Origin of the sequence: Rhodococcus jostii RHA1, assembly GCF_000014565.1 — a bacterium.
In the GTDB taxonomy this organism is placed as follows: domain Bacteria; phylum Actinomycetota; class Actinomycetes; order Mycobacteriales; family Mycobacteriaceae; genus Rhodococcus_F; species Rhodococcus_F jostii_A.
The window spans coordinates 2,788,646-2,813,477 of record NC_008268.1 but is presented as its reverse complement, the minus strand read 5'-3'; the positions used below and the strand labels follow the sequence as shown (position 1 = coordinate 2,813,477).

The 24,832-nt window shown below is 66.3% G+C and carries 26 protein-coding genes and 1 pseudogene; 12 read left to right on the top strand and 15 right to left on the bottom strand.

The genetic code is table 11. From position 1 onward, the window contains the following. Nucleotides 1-22: 22 nt before the first annotated feature. From RHA1_RS12980 to RHA1_RS12950, 7 genes are all read right to left on the bottom strand, one after another. Complete coding sequence (locus tag RHA1_RS12980; protein WP_011595360.1) at nt 23-1,576, bottom strand: long-chain-fatty-acid--CoA ligase; 1,554 nt, start codon at nt 1,574-1,576, stop codon at nt 23-25. Nucleotides 1,577-2,222: 646 nt separating this feature from the next. After that, the gene (locus RHA1_RS12975; RefSeq protein WP_011595358.1) at nt 2,223-2,924 is read right to left on the bottom strand and encodes a TetR/AcrR family transcriptional regulator; all 702 of its coding nucleotides are present in this window, start codon (nt 2,922-2,924) and stop codon (nt 2,223-2,225) included. Between the two features lie 94 nt (nt 2,925-3,018). After that, the gene (locus RHA1_RS12970) at nt 3,019-3,402 is read right to left on the bottom strand and encodes a Zn-ribbon domain-containing OB-fold protein (RefSeq protein WP_011595357.1); all 384 of its coding nucleotides are present in this window, start codon (nt 3,400-3,402) and stop codon (nt 3,019-3,021) included. Nucleotides 3,403-3,427: 25 nt separating this feature from the next. Beyond that, complete coding sequence (locus tag RHA1_RS12965; protein ID WP_011595356.1) at nt 3,428-4,591, bottom strand: thiolase family protein; 1,164 nt, start codon at nt 4,589-4,591, stop codon at nt 3,428-3,430. Nucleotides 4,592-4,633: 42 nt separating this feature from the next. Then, complete coding sequence (locus RHA1_RS12960; protein WP_011595355.1) at nt 4,634-5,866, bottom strand: NAD(P)/FAD-dependent oxidoreductase; 1,233 nt, start codon at nt 5,864-5,866, stop codon at nt 4,634-4,636. A gap of 6 nt (nt 5,867-5,872) precedes the next feature. Next, the gene (locus tag RHA1_RS12955) at nt 5,873-6,067 is read right to left on the bottom strand and encodes a ferredoxin (protein ID WP_011595354.1); all 195 of its coding nucleotides are present in this window, start codon (nt 6,065-6,067) and stop codon (nt 5,873-5,875) included. Next, complete coding sequence (locus RHA1_RS12950) at nt 6,064-7,296, bottom strand: cytochrome P450 (protein WP_011595353.1); 1,233 nt, start codon at nt 7,294-7,296, stop codon at nt 6,064-6,066. Before RHA1_RS12950 ends, RHA1_RS12955 begins: the two co-directional genes overlap by 4 nt. 189 nt (nt 7,297-7,485) lie before the next feature. Between RHA1_RS12950 and RHA1_RS12945 the strand changes: the two genes are divergently transcribed. The 4 genes from RHA1_RS12945 (at nt 7,486) to RHA1_RS12930 (ending at nt 13,146) form a co-directional block, all read left to right on the top strand. Beyond that, complete coding sequence (locus RHA1_RS12945; RefSeq protein ID WP_011595352.1) at nt 7,486-9,141, top strand: fatty acid--CoA ligase; 1,656 nt, start codon at nt 7,486-7,488, stop codon at nt 9,139-9,141. A 71-nt stretch (nt 9,142-9,212) separates the two neighbouring features. Beyond that, nucleotides 9,213-10,241 carry an LLM class F420-dependent oxidoreductase gene (locus tag RHA1_RS12940; protein ID WP_011595351.1) on the top strand — a complete coding sequence of 343 codons (1,029 nt, stop codon included), beginning with the start codon at nt 9,213-9,215 and terminating at the stop codon, nt 10,239-10,241. A 334-nt stretch (nt 10,242-10,575) separates the two neighbouring features. Further along, on the top strand, nt 10,576-11,673 hold the full coding sequence (locus tag RHA1_RS12935; RefSeq protein ID WP_011595350.1) for an NAD(P)-dependent alcohol dehydrogenase: 1,098 nt from the start codon (nt 10,576-10,578) through the stop codon (nt 11,671-11,673). A gap of 30 nt (nt 11,674-11,703) precedes the next feature. Next, nucleotides 11,704-13,146, top strand: a complete 1,443-nt coding sequence (locus RHA1_RS12930; RefSeq protein ID WP_011595349.1) for an aldehyde dehydrogenase — start codon at nt 11,704-11,706, stop codon at nt 13,144-13,146. Between the two features lie 176 nt (nt 13,147-13,322). Here RHA1_RS12930 and RHA1_RS53545 read toward each other — a convergent pair whose 3' ends face one another. From RHA1_RS53545 to RHA1_RS51725, 4 genes and pseudogenes are all read right to left on the bottom strand, one after another. Further along, nucleotides 13,323-14,087 carry a hypothetical protein gene (locus RHA1_RS53545; protein ID WP_050787292.1) on the bottom strand — a complete coding sequence of 255 codons (765 nt, stop codon included), beginning with the start codon at nt 14,085-14,087 and terminating at the stop codon, nt 13,323-13,325. Continuing rightward, nucleotides 14,069-14,328 (bottom strand): annotated as a pseudogene (locus RHA1_RS51735) (DUF4193 domain-containing protein); the annotation flags it as partial. The pseudogene RHA1_RS51735 and the gene RHA1_RS53545, both read right to left, overlap by 19 nt. Before the next feature lie 721 nt (nt 14,329-15,049). Continuing rightward, a complete protein-coding gene (locus RHA1_RS51730) occupies nt 15,050-15,442 on the bottom strand; it encodes an RES family NAD+ phosphorylase (protein WP_337505194.1) in 393 nt (130 codons plus the stop codon). A 63-nt stretch (nt 15,443-15,505) separates the two neighbouring features. Next, nucleotides 15,506-15,691 carry a hypothetical protein gene (locus RHA1_RS51725; protein WP_237726873.1) on the bottom strand — a complete coding sequence of 62 codons (186 nt, stop codon included), beginning with the start codon at nt 15,689-15,691 and terminating at the stop codon, nt 15,506-15,508. A 228-nt stretch (nt 15,692-15,919) separates the two neighbouring features. Here RHA1_RS51725 and RHA1_RS50420 point away from each other — a divergent pair, with 228 nt between their 5' ends. From RHA1_RS50420 to RHA1_RS53540, 4 genes are all read left to right on the top strand, one after another. Continuing rightward, nucleotides 15,920-16,297, top strand: coding sequence for a protein kinase family protein (locus tag RHA1_RS50420; protein WP_050787291.1), 378 nt, complete (start codon nt 15,920-15,922; stop codon nt 16,295-16,297). A 1-nt stretch (nt 16,298) separates the two neighbouring features. Further along, complete coding sequence (locus RHA1_RS44535) at nt 16,299-16,481, top strand: hypothetical protein (protein ID WP_148228381.1); 183 nt, start codon at nt 16,299-16,301, stop codon at nt 16,479-16,481. 318 nt (nt 16,482-16,799) lie between these two features. Further along, a complete protein-coding gene (locus tag RHA1_RS12910; RefSeq protein WP_011595343.1) occupies nt 16,800-17,339 on the top strand; it encodes a hypothetical protein in 540 nt (179 codons plus the stop codon). 535 nt (nt 17,340-17,874) lie between these two features. Further along, nucleotides 17,875-18,399 (top strand): SDR family NAD(P)-dependent oxidoreductase, encoded by a 525-nt coding sequence (locus tag RHA1_RS53540; protein WP_081437426.1) that lies wholly within the window; start codon nt 17,875-17,877, stop codon nt 18,397-18,399. Here RHA1_RS53540 and RHA1_RS12905 read toward each other — a convergent pair. Next, nucleotides 18,306-18,845 carry a nitroreductase family deazaflavin-dependent oxidoreductase gene (locus RHA1_RS12905; RefSeq protein WP_193384931.1) on the bottom strand — a complete coding sequence of 180 codons (540 nt, stop codon included), beginning with the start codon at nt 18,843-18,845 and terminating at the stop codon, nt 18,306-18,308. The two genes, RHA1_RS53540 and RHA1_RS12905, sit on opposite strands and share 94 nt — an antisense overlap. A gap of 180 nt (nt 18,846-19,025) precedes the next feature. On the opposite strand from RHA1_RS12905, the gene RHA1_RS12900 reads away from it, so the two are divergent. Beyond that, a complete protein-coding gene (locus tag RHA1_RS12900) occupies nt 19,026-19,493 on the top strand; it encodes a DUF6069 family protein (protein ID WP_009475327.1) in 468 nt (155 codons plus the stop codon). Here RHA1_RS12900 and RHA1_RS12895 read toward each other — a convergent pair. Continuing rightward, nucleotides 19,490-20,140 (bottom strand): TetR/AcrR family transcriptional regulator, encoded by a 651-nt coding sequence (locus RHA1_RS12895; protein ID WP_009475326.1) that lies wholly within the window; start codon nt 20,138-20,140, stop codon nt 19,490-19,492. The genes RHA1_RS12900 and RHA1_RS12895 overlap by 4 nt on opposite strands. Nucleotides 20,141-20,208: 68 nt before the next feature. On the opposite strand from RHA1_RS12895, the gene RHA1_RS12890 reads away from it, so the two are divergent. Together RHA1_RS12890 and RHA1_RS12885 are read left to right on the top strand one after the other, a co-directional pair. Further along, nucleotides 20,209-21,153: an oxygenase MpaB family protein gene (locus tag RHA1_RS12890; protein WP_011595339.1), complete on the top strand. Its 945-nt coding sequence runs from the start codon at nt 20,209-20,211 to the stop codon at nt 21,151-21,153. Between the two features lie 3 nt (nt 21,154-21,156). Further along, on the top strand, nt 21,157-21,771 hold the full coding sequence (locus tag RHA1_RS12885) for a TIGR03086 family metal-binding protein (RefSeq protein ID WP_011595338.1): 615 nt from the start codon (nt 21,157-21,159) through the stop codon (nt 21,769-21,771). Nucleotides 21,772-21,775: 4 nt separating this feature from the next. Here RHA1_RS12885 and RHA1_RS12880 read toward each other — a convergent pair whose 3' ends face one another. Continuing rightward, entirely contained in the window at nt 21,776-22,387 is a 612-nt protein-coding gene (locus RHA1_RS12880) for a TetR/AcrR family transcriptional regulator (RefSeq protein ID WP_005250938.1), read from the bottom strand. A 132-nt stretch (nt 22,388-22,519) separates the two neighbouring features. Further along, nucleotides 22,520-23,470 (bottom strand): hypothetical protein, encoded by a 951-nt coding sequence (locus RHA1_RS12875; RefSeq protein ID WP_011595337.1) that lies wholly within the window; start codon nt 23,468-23,470, stop codon nt 22,520-22,522. A gap of 141 nt (nt 23,471-23,611) precedes the next feature. Here RHA1_RS12875 and RHA1_RS12870 point away from each other — a divergent pair, with 141 nt between their 5' ends. Next, on the top strand, nt 23,612-24,763 hold the full coding sequence (locus RHA1_RS12870; protein ID WP_011595336.1) for an acyl-CoA dehydrogenase family protein: 1,152 nt from the start codon (nt 23,612-23,614) through the stop codon (nt 24,761-24,763). Nucleotides 24,764-24,832 lie beyond the last annotated feature (69 nt).

Below are 24,832 nucleotides of genomic sequence, written 5' to 3'. Positions count from 1 at the left end.
TTGGTGCTTGTCCGGATTCGGATCAGACCGATCGGCTGCGGCCGGCCCAATGTGGTGCGCGCAGATCGCGCTTGAGAATCTTTCCTGTCGCGTTGCGCGGCAGGCTCGTGACGATGTCAATGGTGCGGGGCCGCTTGTAACCGGCCAGATGAGCGGCACAGAAGTCGAGCAGTTTGTTCTCGTCGATGTCGGCGCCGCTCTTCGCGACGACGACCGCGCGGACCACTTCGCCCCATTTGTCGTCGGGGACGCCGATGACGGCGACTTCCGCGACGTCGGGAAACTCACTGACCACGCGCTCCACCTCGGCGGGGTAGATGTTCTCACCGCCGGAGATGATCACGTCCTTGACCCGGTCTTCGACGAAGAAGAACCCGTCGGGATCCCGTCGGCCGGCGTCACCGGTCCTGAACCACTCCCCATCGAAACTGGCGGCGGTGTCCGCCTCGCGCTGCCAGTACCCGGCCATCACCTGCGGTCCGCGGATCTGGAACTCCCCGACCTCTCCGCTGGGCAGTTCGTCGCCGGTGGCCGGGTCGACCACCCGGACTTCGGCACCCTCGACCGGCCGGCCTGCCGCGCGGAGCAGTTCGGGCCGGGCGGGGTCGCGGTGGTCCTGCGGCCCGAGTACGCAGAACACTCCGGACGCCTCGGTCATGCCGTAGACCTGGTAGAAGTCGACCTCGAAGGTGCTCATCGCCTCTCGTAGGAGGGCTTCGGGCATGGGCGATCCGCCGTATCCGAGGCAGCGCAGCGATCGGAAGTCTCGTGCGGACACACCCGGGACCTGCAGGAAGAACCGGATGACGGCGGGGACGAAGAACGCGTGGGTGACCGACTGGCGGGTGATCTGGTCCAGAACTACCGCGGGAACGACCTCGCGTACGAGGATCGTCTCCGCGCCCTGCGACATTGCGGCCAGTGCCCAGCTGGTGCCACCCACATGAAAGAGCGGCATGGCGACCATGTTCACGCTGTCCCGGGCGAAGCCGAAGGCGGCGCTGGCCGCAATGCTGTGGGCGCCCACGGAGCGGTGTGTCAGCATGGCTCCCTTCGGGTGCCCGGTGGTGCCGGAGGTGTAGAGCTGCAGGAAGCAATCCTCCGGATGGGCTGGATGAGCGATCTCGCGCGGCGGGGCCTTGCCGAGCCATGCCTCGTACTCGTCCGCCTCGCCACCGAGCACGATGATGGTGCGCACGTGGTCGAGGTTCGGCTTGATCGCGTCGACGACGTCGACGAATTCGGCGCCGAGGATCAGCAGTTCGGCACGGCTGTCGTTGATGACGTAGGCCAATTCGGACGGTGCGAGGCGGTAGTTCAGTACCGCGTTCACCGTTCCGGCCAAGGCGCACGCCAGTGTGGTCTCGAGGCTGGCGGGGTGATTCTTGTCCAGGAACGCGACCCGGTCACCGGGCGCCAGCCCGAGTGCGGACTGTGCTGCGGCGTTACGCCGCACCCGGTCCGACAACTGTTGCCATGTCCACGACTGGTCCTCGAAGCGCAGCGCGACTCGGGTGGGATCCTGCGATACCCAGTATGTGATCGGGTCGAAGACATGGTGGATGGGTGAAGCCATCAGGCACCTCTCGAGGGGATTGTTCAGTCCGTTTCGCCCGGCTCAACTAGTGACCGTACGCACGGTCAGTAAAGCAGAATCGTGACGTGCAGCACAAGGGGCCGCTGAACGGTTTGGGCGGAAAACCAAACATGGAGGGCGATCGGTATTGCGCCGCACAGTCGACGCATTGCCGATTTGCCGCGAGGACACCTACCGGCAGAAATCGTGTCTCGTTCGCAAGTTATTGCTGCGCAACCAGGTTCGTCGCTGTGTTCTTGCCGCCGGGTCGGCAGGGATGCGTACGCTCGGCCGCGGCCGCCTGACAAAGCTACGGCGTGCGATCTCTAGCGGGTGTCGCCGTGGTGAGTACCCCAATGCTTTTGGGTGCAGATCGGAAGCGTTCGAAGTGCGGTGGCGAGCGCTCCGGGCACCCGGGCGGTGCAGCGAGCTAGCTCGATACGGCTCTACTCGCAGCGGACTGACCGAACCCGAGCGGCGGTACCGGGTGGCGGGAGACAGCCTTCACCCGAAAAGGCGCAGTATCGAGCGGGGCCGATGCCCATGCCCCTTTTCCCGCTATGTATGTGCGTGCCGAATAAGCAGGCTTGGTCGACCGTCGTCGGCGGCGCTGATGTTGGTATCGGCGGCGGTCACGATACTGTGATCAGGATGCAGCGAGCCCGCTGTCGGATTCGGCGGACGTTTCGAGCAGGCACTGGCGCGCGGTCTGGGCGGCCAGTCCTCTCGGGTCCGACAACCCCGGTAGTGCCGTGCGACGGACCAGGAGACTGCCCAGCACGAGATCGACCAGTGCTGCCCCGACCTCTTCGACGGATTCGTCACCGCTCGGATCGAACCAGGTGTAGGCCCATTGCGCGGATCCGAACATCAGCAGTGACTGAATCCGCAGATCCGTTTTTCGAAGCCGTCCCGCGGCGATTCCGGCTTCGATTACGTCACGCACCAGCTGGATGTATTCGGCGCGTAGTTCGAGTCCCTCGGTGTCGATATCGAGCGCTGCCAGGCGCATGACCTCGCGCTGGAACGCGATCGTGGCGTCGCGGTCGTGCTCTTGGTAGAGGATGAACGCGAACAGCAGTCCCGCGAGTTGCTGCTCGGGATGATCGAGTTTGCCGATCAGTAGCTTCGCTTCGGTGAGGCGGCGGCGCATGTAGGACGTGTGCAGGGCGGCGAGCAGGCGATCCTTGGTGCCGTAATGATGGACGATCGTGCCCTTGGAGATCGACAACTCGTTGGCGATGTCGCTCAGGTTCGTCCCGTCGTAGCCGAACTGCGCGACGTTGTGCGTGAAGACCTCGAGGATCGCGTTGGCTTTTCCGGCCAGCCGGGTACCGGCCTTTGCCATTTCGCTACCTCCACCTCGTTCACGGTCCTGATTGTGCAGTCAGTCTAAGCGCTGTGTGATCACTCGTGGATCCGGCGCACCGTCGATGTGATGGTCAGGTGGCGAGAACGAACGTGGGAATCGCTTCACCGTCGGCAAATTCGGTGATGCGCAACCGCACCGGTGTGGATACCGGGACGTCGGACGCGGTGGCGACGTCGAGGATGCGGCTGGCAAACCACGGTCCTTCTCGGAGCTCGACCAGCGCAAGGACGGTGGGCTCGGGCGCACTCGCGTGGTCGACGACTGCGGACACCACCACCCCGTCACCAGTGGAGCCGACCCACGTGATCTCGTCGCTGTGGCATGAGCTGCAGCTGAGGGTGTCGGGCCGGCAGACGTGCCCACATCGGGTGCATGACCGCAAGATCAACCTGCCCTCCCGGAGGGCCTCGAAGTACGGTGCCGAGGTCTCGTCCCGGACGGCGGGAAATGTCATCGTGTTCCTTCTCCGTTGCGGGTGTTCACGCCGAGCTGGTGGCGAGAACCAGGGTGCCGTGGTGGTCGAGAATGCCGCCGTTGCCGCTGACGATGGCGGTGGCGTGCTCACGGACCTGCCGTCGGCCGCCTTCTCCTCGCAATTGCGTGAGGGCTTCTATCAACGGGGTCATGCCCCACAGATAGAAAGAGGACAGTTGCCCGCCGCCGGTGTTGGTGGGCAGGGTGCCGCCGGGGGCGAGTGCCCCGCTGGCGGCGAGCTCCCCGGCTTCGCCCTTGCCACAGAATCCGTAGTCCTCGAGCGTCACCAGGAGGGTGTAGGTGTAGCAGTCGTAGATTTCCCGCAGATCAATGTCGTCGACGGTCATTCCGGCCATCTTCAGCGCCGCCGGCCCGGATGCGGCGGCGCCGGTCACGAGGCCGAAATCGCTGTCACGTTCGAGGACGTATCCCGGGTGGGCTTGACCCCACCCGCGGACGTACACCGGTGTGTTCGGCAGATCCCGTGCCCGCTCCGGGGTGGTCACCACGATTGCGGCACCACCGTTGGAGACGAGGCAGCAGTCGAGCAGATGCAGCGGTTCGACCACCCAGCGCGACTGGTGGTACTCGCCCAGGGTCAACGGCGTCCGCATCTGGGCCACCGGATTGTCGAGTGCCCACGCCCGCTGAGACACCGCTACGGCGCCGAGGTGGGAGGAGGTGAGCCCGTAGTGGTCCATGTAGCGGCGCGCGGCCAGTGCGTAGCGGTGATTGACGCTGGTGAACCCGGCGGCGGTCTCGGCGCTGCGGAAGCCCGTCGCCGTCAGGGAGCTGGTCCGGTACGCGTGCGCTCCGCCGGTGTCCTGCTTCTTGGGGTCGTCGGCGAACACGCACACCACGACCTCCGCTTCGCCGGACAGCACTGCCTTCGAGGCCTGGGCGATCATGATGGCGGCCGAGGCGCCGAATGCATTGATCTCGCTGAGCAGCCGAAGATTCCCGAGCCCCAGGGTGCGAGCGAGGGTCAGGTTCAGATCGGTGCCCGCTCGGGCGTTGACGAGGAGCCCGTCGACGTCGCCGAGGGACAACCCGGCATCGGCGACAGCCAACCGGACCGCCTCCGCGGCGAATCCACGCGCGGTCTTCCCGAAGACCTTGCCCACTTCGGTGAGGCCGTATCCGACGATGGTGGCGTTGCGCTCTGGCATCGACCCTCTTTTCTGCAGTGTGTCCGGGTGAGCCCTGATGAGTCAGCGGGCCGCGTCGAGCGGCTCGTCCTTGTGCTGGCGAGTGCGCGCGTAATCGAGCGCTTGCTCCCAGCTCGCACGCTTGGCGATCAGGGCACGATATTTCATGATGTGGGTCTGGTGGTCGAGGGCCAGCGCGCCCACGACCCGGTCGCCGCGGCGGTAGAGCGCCACGAACTGGCCGTCCTCGAGATGTCCGGTGACGGTGCGTATTTCGTCGGCCTCGGGCACTCCCACGAATTGGATCCGGGTGTCGTACCAGTCGGACCAGAAATACGGCACGGTGCTGTACGGCTTCGCGGCCTGTGGGTCGAGCGCGTTGCGGACGGCGAGGGCTCCCTGCTCTGCGGCACTGGTCCAGTGCTCGAGCCGCATGGATGCATCGAACAGCGGATTGTGCCAGCGGGCGACGTCCCCGGCGGCGTAGACCCCCGGCAGCGAGGTCGCCATGGTTTCGTCGCAGACGACACCGCTTTCGAGTGTGATGCCCGAGGTCTCGAGCCACTCGGTGGCGGGGTCCGCGCCGACCCCGACCACGACCAGATCTGCCTCGAGAGTTGAGCCGTCCGACAATTGCACTGCCTCGACGTGTCCGTTGCCGAGGACCTTCTCGACCCCGACGCCGCAGCGCAGGTCGACTCCGTTGCGCCGGTGAAGGTCCGCGCAGGCACGGCCCATGTCCGTACCGATCGCGCGCACCAGGGGGACCGGCAGGGCCTCGACCACGGTGACGTCCAGGCCTCGTTTGCGTGCCCCCGAGGCAACCTCGGAGCCGATGAATCCGGCACCGACGACCACTGTGCGGGCCCGGTTGTCGAGGGCGGTGCGCACGGTGACTGCGTCGTCGAGTGTGCGGAGGGTGACCACGCCGGCCATGGCAGCCGTGCCCGGCAGCATCCGCGCCGACGATCCGGTCGCGATGACGGCGATGTCGTAGGGCAGTGAGCCGCGCGAGGTGTGAATCATTTGCTCGTCCGGGTCGAGCCGGGTGGCGACGGTGCCGAGACGGAGGTCGATTCCCACGTCGTCGAGGGCGTTGCGCGCCCTGAAGGTGGTGTCCGGTGGTGTCGGCGACGGGTCGAGGTACGCCTTCGACAGCGGGGGACGGTCGTAGGGCAGGTGTTCCTCGGCGCCGACGAGGGTCACCGATCCGGTGAAGCCGGCCTTGCGGGCCGCCTCGGCGGCGCGCAGGCCCGCCAGTGACGCCCCGACTACCACGAGATTCTGTTCGGTCATGGTCGGTCAGTCCTCGATGAGCGTGAGTGCCTCGGTGGGGCACCCCTCGATGGCGGCGCGGACGTCGTCGATGACACTGTCATCGGCGTCCTCGCGCAGCAGCAGCAGCCCGCCGGCATCGTCGATCTCGAAGATGTCCGGGGCGAGGGATTCGCAGATACCGAGGCCGGTGCACTTGGTGCGGTCGACACAGATCTTCATGACGTGGCCTTTCCGAGGTGAACGGGGAGCTTCTTGATCCCGTGGATGAAGTTCGACCGGAACCGGTCCGGGGGTCCGGTGACCTGCCAGTGCGGGAAGCGCGTGAACAGGGCTTCGAGCAGCACCTTCGCCTCGAGGCGGGCGAGGCTGTTGCCCAGGCAGAAATGGGTGCCGGCGCCGAAGGCGAGGTGATTGGCGGCGCCGCGGTCGATGCGGAAGGTGTCCGGGTCATCGAATTGTGCTTCGTCCCGGTTGGCCGAGACGTAGAAGATGACGACCTTCTGTCCCTCGTGCATCTGCTTGCCGCCGAGTTCGGTCGACCGGGTCACCGTGCGCCGGAACTGGATGACGGGGGAGTGGAACCGCAGCACCTCTTCGATGGCGTTCGGCAGCAGCGCCGGATCGTCGGCGAGCTTCTCACGTTCACCGGGGTGTTCGCCGAGGGTGAGGATCGCGCCGGTCAGCAGGTTGCGGGTGGTTTCGTTTCCGGCGATGACCAGTAGTTGAAAGAACCGGTTGAGCTCTTCGGGGGACAGCTGGGTGCCGTCGACCTCGGCATTGACGATCAACGACCACACGTCCGACCCGGGTTCGGTGCGCTTGGCCCTGGTCTGAGCCGCGGAGTACTCGAACATTTCGATGAATGCAGAAAGGAAAGCCTCGCGGCCTCCGTAGGAGGGATCGTCGAGGCCGACCATCCGATTGGTCCAGTCGTAGAGCAGGTGCCGATCTTCCGACGGCACACCGAGGACGTCGGCGAGGACCCGCAGCGGCATCTCCGCCGAGACGTGTTCGACGAGGTCGATCTCACCGTCGTCGGGCAATGCATCGACGATGGCGCGAGCGTGATCAGCGATGCTGTCGAACATCCCGCGCACCATCTTCGGAGTGAAAACCTTGCTGACGATCGACCGCATCTGCGAGTGGTCCGGGGGGTCGAGGTTGAGCATCATCTGCTGCAGGGCGGCAAGATCCTGAGGGCTCTGATCGCGCAGGAACGACGCACCCTTGTGGGAGGAGAAGACGTCCGGCTTCTTCGAGACCGTCATCACGTCGTCGTAGCGGGTGACTGCCCAGAACCCGGGACCGCCGGCGAAACCCTCACCGGCCGGCTCCTCGATCCAGGCCACCGGCTCGTGGCGACGGAGCTCGGCGAATACCTGATGGGGAACTCCGTGGATGTACGCGTCGGGACTTCCGAGGTCGGTGTGCAGGGCCGATAACGTCATGGCGTTTCCTTCAGGGGCTGGCAGGAAGGGGATGGTCGAGCAGAGGATCAGCAGAACATCTTGACTGACCGTACGTACGGTCTAGGGTAGAGAGCAGCTGTCCGCGGGTCAAGACCGGCTCGGTTCCGTAAATCCGGCCGACGGGGCAGCGGAACGACACTGATTCCTCACAGCCAGGACGGACCTGCCATGCACAGCACCATGCAAGATGTCGATCTCCTCGTGTCGGATTTGTTCCTGCACGGCCTTCGCACACACCCCGACAGTGCGGTTCTGCACTATCGGGCGGGCGAGGTACGGCGAGGGTCGTTCCGGGAGTTCGGGACGGCGGTGACCTCCCTGGCCGCCGGTCTGCGCCGCCTCGGCGTGTCCGAGGACGATGTCGTTGCCACGTTGTGCTGGAACAGCCCGGCGCATCTGGCCGCCTATTTCGCGGTACCGGGAATGGGGGCGGTGCTGCACACACTGAACCTGCGACTGCACGACGATCAGATCGTCTACATCGCCAACCACGCCGCGGACAAGGTGATCCTCGTCGACGCGGACCTGGTGCCCCAGCTGCAGCGGGTGATCGACCGGTTGCCCACCGTCGAGCACGTGATCGTCGCGGGCGAGGCGGACCTGGCCGTTCCCACCGGTGTGCAACTGCACCGCCTCGACGACATGCTGGACACCGAGACCGACTTCCGGTGGCCGCGCCTCGATGAGCGCAGCGCCGCCGCGCTCTGCTACACCACCGGGACGACCGGCGACCCGAAGGGGGTGGCCTACAGTCACCGGTCCATCTACCTACACAGCCTGCAGATCTCCACCGGAAGTGCCTTCGGCTTCTCCGACGCCGACCGGGTCCTGCCGATCGTGCCGATGTTCCACGCCAACGCCTGGGGCTGGCCCCACGCCGCCTGGACGAGCGGGGCCGACATCATCCTCAACGACCGATATCTCCAGATCGACCACCTGGCCCGCATCATCACCGACCTCGCGCCCACCGCCGCCGCGGCCGTGCCGACACTGTGGACCGGCCTCGACGAGTACGCCCGAACCCACCCGGTCGACTTCAGCAGCCTGCGTCTGGCCGTATCCGGCGGCTCCCCGCTGGCGGCTGCCTTGGTCCGCAGTATGCAGTCCCGCCACGGCGTCCGGTTGACCCAGGGATGGGGGATGACCGAAACCAGCCCCCTCCTGACCTTCTCCCGGCCACCCCACAACACACCCGACGCCGACGTGGCGCAGTGGGCGAGCCTGACGGGGCGCATCGTCCCCGGAGTGCAGGCGCGCATCGTCGACGAATACGGCGACGAGTTGCCCTGGGACGGCGAATCCATCGGGGAAGTCCAGTTGCGCGGCGCGACGATCGCGGGCACCTATTTTCGCACCGCCGCACCGGACAAGTTCGACGACGGCTGGTTGCGCACCGGTGACCTCGGGGTCCTGCACGAGGGCGGCTGGATCCAGCTCAAGGACCGGCTCAAGGACGGCATCAAGAGCGGCGGGGAATGGATCTCCACGGTCGAACTCGAGAACGCACTGCTCGAGCACGACGCCGTCGCCGAGGCCGCGGTGATCGGAGTACCCGACCCGAAATGGGAGGAACGCCCGTTCGTCTGCATCAAACTGGCGCCCGGAGCTACCGCCACCGCACCCGAACTGCTCGCCTTCCTCGACGGCAAGGTCGCCCGCTGGTGGCTCCCCGAACGGTGGGCCTTCGTCAACACCCTTCCCAAGACCAGTGTCGGCAAGCTGGACAAGAAGGACCTGCGCCGGAGCTACGACGCCGACGGATTGGTGGTCAACGACCTGCGGACTGTCCGGACGAGCGACAGCGCGCTTCCACCATCTCAGTAGGCACCACCACCGGATCCGCATACCTCGACAACAAGACACACCAATGACGACGAAGTAAGGACAAGCAAACAATGAAATTGGGATTCCACCTGGGCTATTGGTCTACCGCGCCGTCGGACGACGAACGAGCGGCCTTCTCCCTTGCGGAGAGTCTCGGCTACGACTCGGTCTGGACTGCCGAGACCTACGGATCCGACTGCTTAACCCCCTTGGCGTGGTACGGCGCCTCAACCAGTACCGTCAGGTTGGGCACCAATATCCTGCAAATGTCGGCGCGGACCCCAGCGGCGACTGCCATGGCGGCGATGACACTGGACCACCTGTCTCGAGGCCGCTTCATTCTGGGTTTGGGCGTCTCCGGGCCACAGGTCGTCGAGGGATGGTACGGGCAGCCGTATCCCCGGCCGCTCGCTCGCACACGTGAATACGTCGAACTCGTCCGTAAGTTCGTGCGACGAGACGAACCCGTGAGTCACGACGGTTCGTTCTACCAACTCCCGCTGCAAGGTGGCTCCGGCCTCGGAAAACCACTTCGGTCCATGATCCACCCCATTCGTACCGAGATCCCGATCTATCTCGGGGCCGAGGGGCCAAAGAACATCGCACTCGCCGCCGAGATAGCCGATGGGTGGCTGCCGATCTTCTACTCGCCCCGAATGGACGACTTCTATCGAGGAGCGCTGGAGGAAGGATTCTCGAAACCCGGGGCTCGCCGATCTCTCGACGATTTCGACATCGCCGCCACGGTCCCCGTTGTCATCGACGACGACATCGAGAAGGCAGCCGACGTGATCCGGCCCAACATTGCGCTCTACGTGGGTGGAATGGGCGCGAAGGAGGCCAACTTTCACAATCAAGTGTTTGTGCGCATGGGTTACGAAGCGGAATGCGCACGCATTCAGCGTCTCTACCTGGAGGGGCGCAAATCCGAAGCAATCGCGTCGGTGCCCCTGGCCATGGTCGAGGATGTCGCCCTCGTCGGATCACGAGACAAGATCAAAGAAGACCTCGTTCGATGGGAGAAGACTGCGGTCAAAACGCTGCTACTTCAGGGCCTCGGTTACTCCTCGATCGAGGCGGTTGCACAACTTCTCGCATAATGAGACGTGCAGCACGCGGTGGGGCAGGGTAGCGCCCCGATGGTCGATAAGTGATGACCACATGTTCGACGAACTACGAATCGCAGTGTTGCTCAACTGCTTTACGTGACAGCGGCAGCGGGTGTCGTGACGACGATGGGGGAGGGGCTCGCGTCGCGATCCCCTGGGCGTCCCTCGTGGCGAATGCGTTGAAGAGGCGCTCGATCGCGTCCTCGCAGTCCTGCACGATATCGAAACGCATGGACCTGGTCTAGCGACCTCGTCAACGACTATTGACCGTACAGACGGTCAGTCTGTACGTTCTGGTTACGCACCGAACAGAGGGAGCATTCCGATGCGCATCGAAGCCGCAGTGCTACGTCACCACGACGCACCGTTCGAGATCGAGACGGTGGAATTGGCCGACCCGACCGGCGGCCAACTACGGGTTCGCATCGCCGGTGTCGGGTTCTGTCACACCGACGTCCTGCCCAGAGACCTGTCATTCCTCGCCCAGCCGCCGATCGTGGTCGGCCACGAGGGCGCCGGAGTCGTCGAGGAAGTCGGCGCCGGCGTCACCGGCATCGAGGCCGGTGACCATGTTCTGTTGTCGTTCGATTCCTGCGGGCAGTGCGAAAACTGCGCGGGTGGGCACCCGGCGTACTGTTTCGCGTTCTTCGCGCGCAATCTGTCCGGCCGCGGCCCCGAAGGGCCCGGCCCGCTCACCGACCTGAACGGCAACGCCCTTACATCACGGTGGTTCGGTCAGTCCTCCCTGGCCACCCACGCGGTCGTCAGTGCCCGCAACGTCGTAGTTGTCGACAAGGATCTACCGCTGCATCTGCTGGGGCCGCTGGGATGCGGGATCCAGACCGGCGCCGGGTCCGCGCTGATCGCCCTGAAGGTGGGCACGGGCACGACGTTCGCCGTCTTCGGTGCCGGCGCGGTGGGTCTGTCGGCGATCATGGCCGCCCGCGTCGCCGGCGCCTCCCGGATCATCGCCGTCGACCTGCACGCGAATCGCTTGAATCTCGCCCTCGAACTCGGTGCGACGGACGTGATCGAAGGGTCCGCTGACGATATCGCGCGACAGATTCGGAAGCTGACCGGAAGCGGAGTGCACGCCGCCCTCGACACCACCGGGGTCCCGCAGGTCATCGCGTCGGCGATCGACAGCCTCCGGCCCACCGGAACCGTCGGCCTCGTCGGCGCCGCAACCCGCGAACTGGTCCTCGCCCCGGCCGTGCTGGCAGCCGGGAAGAACATCATGGGAATCCTCGAAGGGGACGCTGTCCCGCAGTTGCTGTTGCCCCGACTGATCGAACTCTGGCGTCAAGGCCGGTTTCCGTTCGACCGGCTGATCCGCACCTACCCGCTCGCCGAGATCTCAGTCGCCGAGGCGGACGCCGCCCGTGGCGACGCCATCAAACCGGTTCTTCTCCCACATCCCTGACCGCGCACCACGACGACCGAGGTTCCCCACATGAAGTACACCCGATCGCATCTGTTCATCGACGGCAGATGGCATACGCCGTCCACCTCCGACCGCATCACGGTTATCTCGCCGACCACCGAGGAACCCGTCGGGTCGGCGCCGGACAGTACCCCAGCCGACGTCGACGCCGCAGTTTCCGCAGCCCGCCGGGCCCTGCGTGCACCCGAGTGGTCTGAGTTGGAACCGGCTGAACGTGCCGACCTCCTGCGGCGATTCGCCGATGCGCTCGACCGGCGCCGAATAGACACCGCCGCCATCGTGACCGACGAGAACGGCATGCCGGCAGCGATATCCCTAGCGGCCGAGGGGAGCGGCCCGGCAGCGACGCTCCGGTACTACGCCGATCTGACCGAGAAGACACCCGTCGAGACCCCGCGCATCGCCGCAAACGGTCGGTCCACCACGATCGTGCGCCGCGAGCCGATCGGCGTTGTCGCCGCGATCATTCCGTGGAACTTTCCCCAGTCGCTGACCATGTTCAAGCTTGCCCCCGCACTCGCTTCCGGATGCACCGTGGTCCTCAAGCCTGCACCCGAAACCGTGCTCGACGCCTTCCAACTCGCGGACGCGGCCGAAGAAGCCGGGCTGCCCGGCGGTGTGCTGAACATCGTGACCGGCGGCCGAGAGATCGGTGCCTATCTGGTGGCTCACCCCGAGGTGAACAAAATCGCTTTCACCGGGTCGACCGCCGCCGGCAGGGTGATCGGGGAGACCTGCGGTCGCCTGCTGCGACCGGTGACCCTGGAACTGGGAGGCAAGAGCGCCGCCATCATCCTCGACGACGCGGACCTGGTGAGCGTCGCCAGGGGACTGTCCTGGGCGAGCCTGCTCAACAATGGCCAGACCTGCTATCTGTCCTCTCGAATCCTTGCTCCCCGGTCTCGTTACCGCGAAACAGTCGACGCGGTCGCACACCTCGCGTCGGAGCTCGTGGTCGGGGACCCTGCCGACCCCGCCACCCGGGTGGGACCGTTGGTGTCCGAGCGCCAACGGCGCAGTGTGGAGGCGTACATCGACACGGGTAGACGAGAAGGCGCCACCGTCGCGGCCGGAGGCGGCCGGCCGAAACACCTCGACCGGGGATGGTTCGTGGAACCGACCGTGTTCGCCGACCTCGACAACTCGGCGACCGTCGCGCGGGAAGAGATCTTCGGGCCGGTCCTGACCGTCCTGCCGTATGACGACCTCGACGACGCCGTCGCAATCGCCAATGACTCCGAGTACGGGCTGGGCGGAACGGTCTGGACCTCCGATCCCGAAAAGGGCCTCGACCTGGCCCGTCGGATCGAGACCGGCAGCGTGGGTGTGAACTTCTTCGATCTCGACATCGGAGCCCCGTTCGGGGGAGTCAAGGCCAGTGGTCTCGGCCGTGAACTGGGACCGGAAGGTCTGGACGCATACGTCCGCACGAAATCGATGTACACCCGCTGATCAATCCGCCGGGTGCAGCGCACGAATTCGCTGCCCCGCAATACGCGCCGCTCTTGCACCCGTCCTTGCGCGAATGAAGAGAAGATGAGGGACTTCGTTCTCGGATCACGCGCCACTAGTCACGAGACCCGCCACGAGGAGGTAGAGGTGGCAGCTTCACGCGCCGAGGGTCCCCCTTACTGCGCTGAGGGCTCAGCACGGTTGCTCCGACCGCGAGATGACGATGCCCTTCGCGCCGAGCTACGCGTCATCGCAAAGGAGTTTGTGACACCCGCGGTCGTATTCGGCGGCCCCGTGTCCGAGGGAACACTGGCCCATAGTGAGTACGATCGAAACACTGATTCGCCGTGGGCTTCGGTGGTGTCCAGCACTCGCTCATGGCAGGCGATGGCACGGGGAGCGTCACCCTGCAATTCGTAGGCCAGCCCGAGCATCAAAAGAATCCACACCTGGTCTGACAGGTTCCTGCGTGCGCCGAACACCGCGAGTGCTTCCTCCAACCGGGCGCAGGCGCGGGGTATGTCGCCGCTGTAGAGGGCCAGCAGTCCATCGGCGTGGGCGATGCGCGCGTGGACCACGGGGTCGGCCAGCTGCTCGTCCAGGGCCTGCGCCTCCTCAACCAGGAGGCTGCCCGCCGTAAGGTCGCCCTGTACGTCCGCCAGCACGCTGTCGGCGTACAAAGCTTCGACTCGTGCCGTGGTCGGCAGCCCGGACACACGGGCGAGGGCGCGGTCGAGCCAGTGCCGCCCCTCGCTGAGCAGGCCGCGGGAGAGCCAGAACTGAAACAGGGCGGCGGCCATCGCGAGCCCTGCGGTGGCGTCGTCGCCGGGCTCGGACAGACACGATCCCATCACCTCGCGCAGATTCGGCAGTTCACGCTCGAGGCGGGCGATCCACTCCCGCTGCCGGAGACTGATCCTGTTCAGGCGCAGTCGCGGCAAAGTTGTTGCCCAGCGTCGGCGACGCGGCTGCGGTGGTGGACGAGGAAGCAACTGGCGCAGGTGAATTCGTCCGCTGCTTGATGATGGCGCGGACGGTGAATTCTTCACCGGAGAGGTCGGCGCCGGGCAGTTCGAAAGACTCGGCGGTGTCAGTGTCTTCGACGTCGACGACGGGGGACTGGGTGTCTTTCCGACCGGCGGTGAACTGTTCGAGGGAGGTGTCCGGCTCGTCGGATTCGGTGACAGGTCGGTGGCCGTGCCTGCTGCTTTCTCATTTTCTGGGGTGTTCGGACCGCCACCCACCGGGGTCCGGCGGGCCGCGTCACGCCCTTGTGGTCTGGTGTGCTGTGGTTAACCTTTTGGGGCGGTGAGGGGATCGCGAGTCGCCAGGTTCGGCTCGACACGTTGCCGTTGCCGTTGTCTGGGCTTTTCCGGTCGGTGCCGGTTTCTCGCATGCGGTCAGTGCCCATGTCGGTGTTCGGTCTCGCGAGCGTGCTCTGACGGGGGCCGGGCTGGGAGACTTCTTGTCATGCAGCAACTTCTCGCCGCTCACGAATCCCTCGTCACCGTGGTGATGGTTGTGGTCGTCGTGGCGCTCGCCGCCGCCGCGGTGTGGACGATCTTCCGCTGACCGGCACGGTGGTGGATCGTACGGCGCGGCGACCTGCACCCAGGCCCCTGCGTGAGAGTGCCGGCCACCGCCCGGGCGACCGGATCGTCGGGCTGTTCCCGTCGAAGTCGGCGTCGCGGGTCTGGAGAGTCCACCGAAGAGCAGCTGCTCGACCTCCTCGTGGACGGTGCGCTTCCTTGATGCGATTGCGGATTTTTCGGATGGGCGGTGCGCTGACCAGCCTCTGTTGCGTTCTCTACGGCTCTCTAGCGCAGGCTCGGGATGGTGCCTTCGACGCCACCCCGAGACGCCCATCCCGAGGCGCTCACCGGTGTCTCGGGATGGCCTGGCTTCAGATGCTGCCGGGGATGTGAAGGACTTCGATGCCGGCCGTCTCGTACAGCGCATCCCAGAGGTCGGTGCGATCGGGCAACGCGTCGGTGCCGAGCACGGTGAAGTCTGTGGGGATCGCCACCGTGCTGGTCTGGTCCCCACTGGGCGCGAACAGGGCGTAGCAGGCGTGCACGTGCGTCAGTTCGTGCCGCGCCCAGTAGCGGATTCCGTCGAACCCGGCTGCACGGAACGCGTGCGCCCATTGCTGGGTGAGGGCGTAGTCGGTGGTGGTCGAGACCTCGGATGTCATGCCGAATCCGATTGCGGCGTTCGAGGTTGCGTCGGCGAGGTGCAGGTCTCGGTTGACTGCTACCGCGGAGATGACGCGGTGTGCGATCTCCGGGCTCGGGATGATCGCGATGCCGCACCAGGTCTCGATGAGGGTGATCAGTCCGGATTCTGCGGTGTAGCAGGTTCAGTCGGGGCCGGGGAGGTCGAAGCGGCCCCCGAGGCTGGTGCCGAACCACCACGGGGCGAACTTGGCCCCGTGGGTGCGGTACGTCGTCGTGCTGGCGGGCACCGTGCACACAGGGAACCGTCCCCGGAGTGTGTCCGGGGACGGTGAGACGCCGAGGTGTTGTGTCGCGCGGGATTTGGTCACGAAGCCAGCCGTTCGGCTGCCTGCCGGGCGAGCGTCACGACATCGGCGGTGTCGCCGTCGAGGAGGGCCTGTCTCGGGGTGCGGTCGTCGAGTTCGGTTTGTGGGCTCGACAGCCACGAGGCGATGGTCCAGGACTGGACGTCGGCGTGCGCCCAGACCTTCAGGACGTCTTTGATACCCCGGATTGCGTACCGAGCGTGCGCCTGCTCTGTTGAGCGTTGAGCAGAGGTGGTTGCCGGAGTTGGCGGTGCGGTTGCCGCTGCCCACGCCTGCCCCGGTGCGTGTCGGCAAACCTTCGGGCTGTTCGAGCACACGTGGACGATCGGGCGCTGGGTCGAGGGGGAGCCGGCCGATCATGTGCCGGTCACACGTGTCGATGTGGCCGAGGTCCTCGCCGGGTTCCTTGGTGCGCTGCACGTGCCGGCGCCCGCCGATGCGCCGGCCATCCCGACGCGCGGTATCCCCTTGGCCGGATTGCAGGAAGAGGCCGAGGTCGGGTTCGAGGTCATTGCCGACCACGCGAGCGCGGAGGGCGCGCGGGAGGTGTGGCAGGAGGCCGTCGCGGCGCCGGGCTGGCAGGGGGGCGCCGGTGTGGCTGCATGGTGACTTGCATGGCCGCCTCGCCGCACCGCTGGCCGAATGGTATGCAGCGCTGGATCGACTCGACCCGGGCCGCGTCATCGACAGGTTCCCTCTCGAGCTCGACACTGCCATGCTGCCTCCGTCGCGCTCGAATCGCCACGACAGGGACCTGCTGGACAGCCTGATCGACGAACTGCCCGCATTGTGACGCACTCGCACAGCCATCGACACGAACCTGCCCGGTGCCGCAGGCGCGAACCGCATGCACGACGATGGGCACGGTCCTGACCGAACTGTCCTTGACGCGTGCGCGGCATAACGCGCTGCGGGCAGGTCGGTGAGCGGAGTCCATTCCCGTGGGACTAGAGCGTGGCTGCCTAGTGCGGACCCGATGATGGATGACGAGCGCCGCGTAGAAGGTATCCTGGGGCCTGTTCCGCCCGCCATAGCCAGGTCCGCGCTGACGCCAAGCGAGTAGCGTGACACTGCACCAGGGTCGGGAAGATCCCCACGAGAGGCTGACGCCGTGTGTCGTGCAGCGATTCGTCGTTCGTTCGTAGCCTGGGCCGCGGCATTGATGGCGGTCCTCGCGATCCCGCTCTGCTCGTCCGCCACCGCGATCGCGGACACGCCGCCGGTCCCGGCAGCGACGACCACGGCGTTCCAGGTCCCGGTGCGGTTCGTCGCAGGATGCCTGCTGCTGACCGTGCTGGCCTGCGACTACCCGCCGCCGCTGTCGACCGTGACACCGTCAGCGACGACGGGAACATCCGGGATGGTGACCTTTGCGGCGGAGCGCTCCGCGACGACCTCGACCTACTGCGTCGCCGTGTCGGTGAACTGGCGGAACCTGACCACCGGCGTCGCCGGCACCACCGCTCTTGGGCTCGTGGGGCCCGACTACAGTCCGCCCACCGGACCGGAGGATCGGTGCCGATACGCCCCCGCGACGGTTATCACTGGCAGCGGCACGATCACCGCGGTCGCCGACGTCGGCGCACACCCTCCTGTCGACGGGTACCAGATTCTGGTCCACCCGGGGTTGGGCACCTTCCCGGTCCCGTAGAGCATTTGTGCCAAATGACCGGGCCCGAGTGCGGGATCGTGTGAGAGTGTCGTGCGCAGTAGAGAATATCCAAAGACCTGTGGCGCCGTGAGGAGCCCGTGTTACCTGCCCCACCGGGCGCAGGGAATGTCCGTGGAAGGACCGTCGGTTGACCGGGGGAGGGATCGACTGGCGATACCGGGTCACCGTGGCGCGATGTGCCGGAAGAATGTGGGAGCGTCACGGCCGTTGGTTGGACGAGGGAACTCTACGGTCGGATGTTCGCCGCGGTGCTCGCGGCAGCCCCGAACGCGACGCACAGCGCGAACATGTGCTCTTGATCGACTCGACGATCGTCCGCGTCCACCAGCACTTGCCGGCACACTGGCTAGTGGCGAGGGGAGATCGGCCCGCGAGCATGGTGAGGCCTCAATTTGCGAATCGTCTAAGTTCGCAGTGCGTTTCGGGGTCGAACAACGGTGCGAGAGGACGGGCGTGCACAGCTTTCCCCGTACTTATCTTCTGATGTCGATCGTGGGGATTGTTACCTGGGTTCATGAGCGGGAGGGGAAGTTGGTTGGGCTACTTCGGGGGCCGTGTCGTCGCGGTGACGGGTGCCGGCGCCGGGATCGGTCGTGAGCTTGCCGTGCAGCTCGCACGGGCGGGAGCGCGGTTGGCTCTCGCGGATCTGGAGGCGTCGGCGGTGAAGGACACGTTGGATCTGTTTGGTACGGTGTCGGGTTCCGTTTTCGCTGCCGCGGTGGATGTGTCGGACAGAGATGCGGTGTTGGAGCACGCTTCGGATGTCGGGGACAAGTTCGGCCGCGTCGATGCGGTGTTCAACAATGCCGGGATCCTGTTCGCGGGTGATGTCGTGGATTCCGAGTTCGCAACGGATCGTGGGCGTCGTCCTGTCGCTGTTGACCTGGCCGTTGGGCGATGCGGCCGCCGAGCGTCGCGCCGTCGAACGCTTCGTGGAGCCGGTCTTCAGGATTCGCGACTCTCGGTAGCCGAGCGGGTGGGCTCGAGCACGAACAGCCGGAACTCACGTCCACCGGACCGGCGATGCTCCATGAGGTAGCCGGGCCAGTAGTCGACCACCAGTTTCCAGAGATTCTCGCGTTCGTCTCCGGTGATCATCCGGACGCTCATCCGGGATTTGTGCGACCCGGCCTTCACCTGGGCTTCGTCGGCCGCACGCAGATTGACCGACCACGTCGGATGCTCGGGACGTCCCCAATTCGAGCCGGTGACGATGTACCCGTCCCCGTACGGAATGCACAGAAGGGCCGTCGTGCGCGGGGTTCCGCTCTTGCGTCCGGGGACCGTCACCTGCACGGACTGCAGTCCGGCGATGCCGATCAGGCTCACCCGGTTCCCGGTCCACGCGCGCAGGTGCGACTCCAGCCAGATGATGATCGGCGCCATCCGCATCACCCATTCGCGGGTGCCGAGCCAGCGCGCGAGTATGCGGAGGGGGTTGCGGAGCCCCCGCGGTCGGGAGGGTGGCTTGGGGGCAGAGTTCATAGTCGCCATCATCCCTCAGATGACCGACCGGGGCCGACCGCGATGAGTTTTGCGTTCCGCCCGGGTCTACCTGTTCGGGTCTCACCGAGAGTCCTCGATTTCAGGCCTTGACCCAAACAATGGTTGAGGTTGCAGGATCGGTCAGTAGCACTTCGAGCCACTCGACAGGGAGAAACGAACATGTCCAGCACCGGAACCACGATTTCTGCAACCACGACCTCGCGGATCAACCCGATGACGCTCGAACTGAGCCGCCCGTGGGCGATCGCCGCGACTACGATCGGCGCGCTCGTCCCCAACCTGGTGATCTGGCTGCTGGGATTGGCTGCCGGCGGTTCGTTCGAGATGACGGATGCCGGCAAGACCAGCAGCGTGGCGCCCGGCGGAGTCGTCATCCTGACGGTCGTTCCGATACTGATCGGAATGACACTGGCCGCGCTGATCTCGCTGAAATGGGTGGCCGTCATCCGGCCGGCCGAAGTGATCGGCGCCCTGCTGCCGCTCGCGACGATCGCCCTGACCATTCAGGCCGACTTCGACACCGCCAGCACCACCGCGCTCTCGGCCATGCACGTGGTGATCGCCGTGGCAGTCGTCGCGGGCCTGGAAGCGATGCGGCGACCCCTGGTTCGCGGCGAGCACGTCTAGGGGGTGCTGTTCACCGGCGCATGAGCCTCGATGGTGAGTGCGATGTGCTCGACGATCCGCTTCTGCGAGATCTTCGGGCTCCCGGTGAGCCAGCGCTGGTACAGAAAGGCGATCGCCCCGAACAGGGCAATCGCGTTCAGCTGGGTGTTGACGGCGTCGCGAGGTGCGCCGTCGACACCCAGGATTGTCAGTGCCGCAGCCATGGGAGTCGTGAACTCGGTGACGAGTTGTTCGCCCCGCTGGGCCAACTCCGGCACCGACTGCGCTTCGACGAACATGATGCGTCCCCGCCGCCGGTCCTGGGCGATGTAGCCGGTGAACGCCTTCACAACGTGGCGGACGAGCTCGCCCGGATCGGCAGGGCCCGTCTCGAGAGCCCCGATCAGGGTGTCCCTCGCGCCCAGGACGACGTGGTCGAGGAGGGCGACGAGTAGCGCCTCCCGATTGTCGAAACTCTCGTAGAAGTAGCGCTCGGTGAGGCCCGCCTGGCGGCAGGTCGCTCGCATCGTCGTCGCGGCCGTTCCCTCGGTTCCCATGAGCTGCAGGCCGGCCTCGATCAGTGCCGCACGCCTCGCCGCGCGCCGGTCGTCCGGCTCCTGGCCGCGCCATTTGCGCGGCGCTCCGCGAGGGTTGTCGCTGTCGGTCATTCCGTCATCGTCTCATCGATCCCGGTAACGATCGGGGAACCCCCGCGCTCCACTGTTGACATCATGCGATGTCAACAGTCATTCTGAATTGCACCACGTTCCATATCGAGCGGCATCTGGAGATCGCCATGACCACCACGGAGCTTCCGTCCCAACGCCGTTCGGCGCTGCCGTCGCTCGGGCCCGACTCGCTGACGTGGCACCGGTTCGGCGACTGGCGAACCGCGCTGCTGATCTCGTGGTCGGGCACGCTGCAGGTGATGCATCCCGTCATCGACACCGCTCTCGTGCAGCACTCGGCAGTATTCGGCAACGAGTTCGCCCGGTTGGCCCGTTCCGCGGGGCCGATCATCCGCGCGCTCTACGATCCGACGGGCGCGGAGGCCCAGATGATCCGCGACATGCACAAGGACATCAAGGGCACGACGGACGAGGGGCGGCGGTATCACGCGCTGAATCCCGGTCCCTACTTCTGGGCTCACGCCACGTTCCTGGGCACCCAGTACGTGGTCGCCGAATACTTCGGTGAACCGCTCGGCGACTCCGAGAAGGAACAGCTGTATCAGGAGTCGAAGCAGTGGTACGCGCTCTACGGGGTGTCGGCTACCAACCTGCCCGAGGCATACGCCGATTTCGTGGACTACTGGGACGAGATGGTCTGCACGGTTCTCGACAAGACCGAGACGGTGCGCAGATCGCGCGTGCTCAACGGGCAGCCGACACCCCGTCCCGACGATCGGATCCCCGCGGTCCTGTGGCGTCTCGTCGGTCCCGTGCTCGGACGGCTGCTCGTGTGGATCGCCCGCGGAACGCTGCCTCCGGCCGCCCGCGACAAGCTCGGCTGGGAGTGGTCTGCGGACGACGAGCGCAGGCTCCGGCGATTCGGCGCGGCAGTGCGGCTCGGATTCCGGTTCGTTCCCGAGCGATGGCGGCTGACGCCGGTCGCGCGGAGGGCAGGCGACGGAATGGTGTCACGCGGGCCGTTTCCGACCTCTTTGATCCCTACGCTGTAGATTATGACCAACGACGGGCTCGATCAGGCCACGAAGAACTCGACGACGTGGGACGTGCTGAATGCCGCGCACGCGATGCTGCGGACGGTGGTGCGTGGAGTGGACGCCGACGGCTGGACCCGCCCGACGCCGTGCGAACAGTGGACGGTGACCCAGGTGCTGCAGCATGCGGCGGGCGATCAACTCGCCTTCGCCGCAGCGATTACGGGAGGCCCAGGTCCTGCCGAGAATCCGTTCGCTCCGTCGGGAACCCTCGACGCGGACCCCCTGGAATTCCTCGACACCTCGCTCCTGGCCGCGGCAGACGCGTGGGCGGGCATCGACGCAACCGCCGAGTCGGCCGCGACCCCGCTGCCGCAAGGCGCACTCGCCCCGCGGATCGGTGCGGGAGCGTGCGCCCTCGACGCCGCCGTGCACGCCTGGGACATCGCCGTCGCGACCGGGCAGCCGTCGCCCCTGTCTCCCTTGGTGGCCACTGAGCTCCTGTTCGTGGCGCGCGAGATCGTCGAGCCGCTACGGCAGTACGGTGCGTACGCCCCGGTGGTCGACGGATCGGACGGCGACGAGGTCGCCGGCTTGCTGCGGTACCTCGGGCGCAGGCCCGACTGGAAGGCCTGACAGCTCAGGTGCGGCGTAGCCCATCGAACGTCAGCTCGACGACGGCGTCCGCGAGGTCGGCGACCGTCCCGCCGGTGCGCGGGCGGTACCACTCGATCAGCGAGTTGACCGTGCCGAACACGAGCCGGCTGGTGAGCGCGGGATCGATGCCCGGCCGCAGGTCTCCCTCTTCCGCCGCCGCGACGACGAGATCGCTGACGAACGCGTCGAACTCGCGGCGGCGGGCGAGCGCGCGACGCTCCACCGCGGTGTTGCCCCGAACGCGCAGCAGGAGCGTCACGTAGGGAAGCTCGGCGGCAAGGACCTCGACGCTGCGGCGGACGAGGTATTCGAGACGATCGATGTACCGGCCGCTCGTCGCCTTCTCCTCGGTGGTGACCGCGAAGAGGGCGTTGAGCGCCCGCGACAGTGCCAGTTCGAGCAGCTCCGACTTCCCGGACACGTGGTGATAGATCGACGACTTCGTGATTCCCAGGCGCTGGGCCAGCACCTCCATGCTGGTGCCGTCGTAACCCTTGTCGTTGAAGACCTTGACAGCGACAGCGAGCAGCGAGTCGAGGTCGTAGCCGGGACGTCCGGGTGAACCGGTCTTCCGTGCGGGGCGTGCCGTCGTCATGCGCGCAATCCTTCCAGGTGCAGAACTCCGCCGCATCGGTGCGCCGTCATCCACGGTAGCCGACCGAAGGTTCGGTTGAAGTGAGAATACCGTGACGACCGCGTCGGCGGTGAACCACGTATGGCGTCCGAATCAGCGGCCCGTGGTCTGGGCCCGGCCCTCCTTGCGGGCCTTCGCCAGCCCTCGCCGGGCCAGAAAGCCGTTGGCGAGGAGCAGGAGGGTCTTGTTCGGCGGCGCCGCGAACCCGGCCTGGGTGTGGGGTGCATACAGCGCCTCGGTGCCCGTGACCTCGATCCAGCCGGTGTTCTGACGTGACTCGAGGCCGACGAGCTCGGCGCGATAGGCGTGGGCGAGCAGCCCTGCGCGGCGGCCGCCCTGCGGCACTCCTGCGGGCACTGTCAGACGCACGCCCTCGCTGCTCGAAGAGGTCACGTCGACCGGTACGACGGACGGATAGCCGTCCGCCTGACGGTAGGCGAGCAGCCGGTGCGACAGCTTCGCCGCGCGCTCCCCGGTCTTGGTCGCATCCACGCGGGGGCCGGTGCCCTTCTTCGGCGGGGTCTGGGTTTCCGCGTCGACCGCGGGCAGCGGTGCGCCGAACACCTCGGGCGGACCGGTCAGGTGCAGGTCGGGCCAGGCGACTACTCGTGTCACCGTCACGGTCACCGGTACCCGGTCGGCGTAGTACGCGCTGAGCCACCGGTCCCAGAACACGCCGCGGCGTGGCTCGCCCGTGTAGGGGGTCGAGCGCCGGCCGATGTCTTCGAGTAGTTCCGGGTCGGGGGTGGGGTCGAACGTCGCGTCTCCCTGCACGAGCACGTAGCGCTGATTGGTGGAGTCGCCGATCCCGTGCTCGCGGGCGTGGTAGGCGAGCGCCACCCGGGGCTCACCGGTGATGCGTTCGAGCTTGCGGCCGAACCCCAGTGAGGTGGTGAAGCCGACTGTTCCCCGCTCTCGGTCGCGCAGCCCGAGGGGCGCCACCGCCGTCACCACGGCCCCGCCTGCGGGCGTGATGTACGCGAACCCGCAGGTCAGATCGCCGCCTATGACGTCATCGACCTCGCCCGACCAGGTGATCGGCATGAGTCGAGCCTACTCAGCCGATGCGGCACCCGGCCAGTGGTCGGGGGTTGACGACACCCCGGGGTGAATATAGCTTCACTTTAAGTGAGTAGTTGCTCACAAATAGTGATCGTGTATTCAACACGGCATCGAGGAGTATCCATGGACCTGACACTGACCGCGGAGCAGGAGGAGTTCCGGCAGCTGGCCCGCGACTTCTTGAACAAAGAGGTCGTCCCGCACCGCGCCGCGTGGGACCGCGCCGAATCGGTCGACACCGCGATCGTCGAGAAACTGGCCGACATCGGCTTCTTCGGCATGACAATTCCGGAGGAGTACGGCGGCCTCGGCGGCGACTACATCACGTACTGCCTCGGCATGGAGGAACTCGGGCGGGCGGACTCCGCGGTCCGGGGCATCGTGTCGGTGTCGATGGGGCTCGTGGGCAAGGTGATCCTGTCGCACGGCACCGAGGATCAGAAGCGCGAATGGCTGCCCCGCATCGCGTCCGGTGAGGCGCTCGCCTGTTTCGGGCTCACCGAGCCGGACAACGGTTCCGACCCCGGCAACCTGAAGACCCGGGCGGTACGCAGCGGCGACGACTACGTCATCAACGGTTCCAAGATTTTCATCACCAACGGCACGTGGGCGAAGCTGTGCCTGGTGTTCGCGCGCACCGGAGGTTCGGGGCCCAAGGGGGTTTCGGCTTTTCTGGTTCCGACGGACACCCCGGGATTCGAATCGCGCGAGATCCACGGAAAGCTCGGACTGCGCGGGCAGGCGACGGCCGAGTTGTCCTTCACGGACGTGCGCGTGCCGGCGAGTTGCCTGCTCGGATCCGAGGGGCAGGGTTTCTCCATTGCCATGCACTCGCTGGACAAGGGCCGTGTCTCGGTGGGTGCGGGTTGCGTCGGAATCATCCAGGGCTGCCTCGAGGCTGCGGTCGACTACTCCCGCGAGCGCACGCAGTTCAACCGTCCGCTCGCCTCGTTCCAGCTCGTGCAGGACCTGATCGCCGACATGTCCGTCGACGCCGACGCGGGGAGGCTGCTCACCTGGCGGGCGGCCGACCTGATCGAGCGCGGTGAACCGTTCGGGACGGCTGCGTCCAAGGCGAAGTACTTCTGCAGCGAGGCCGCGGTTCGCGCCGCCAACAACGCAATTCAGATCTTCGGGGGGTACGGGTACGTCGACGAGTATCCCGTCGCCAAGTACCTGCGTGACGCGCGGGTGATGACGCTCTACGAGGGCACCAGTCAGATCCAGAAGCTGCTGATCGGCCGTGCGGAGACCGGGGTCAGCGCTTTCCTGTAGCGCACCGAGCGCCGAGTGACCCTTGACACATACTTCGGCGTGAATGTACGTTCAATCGTATCGAATAGC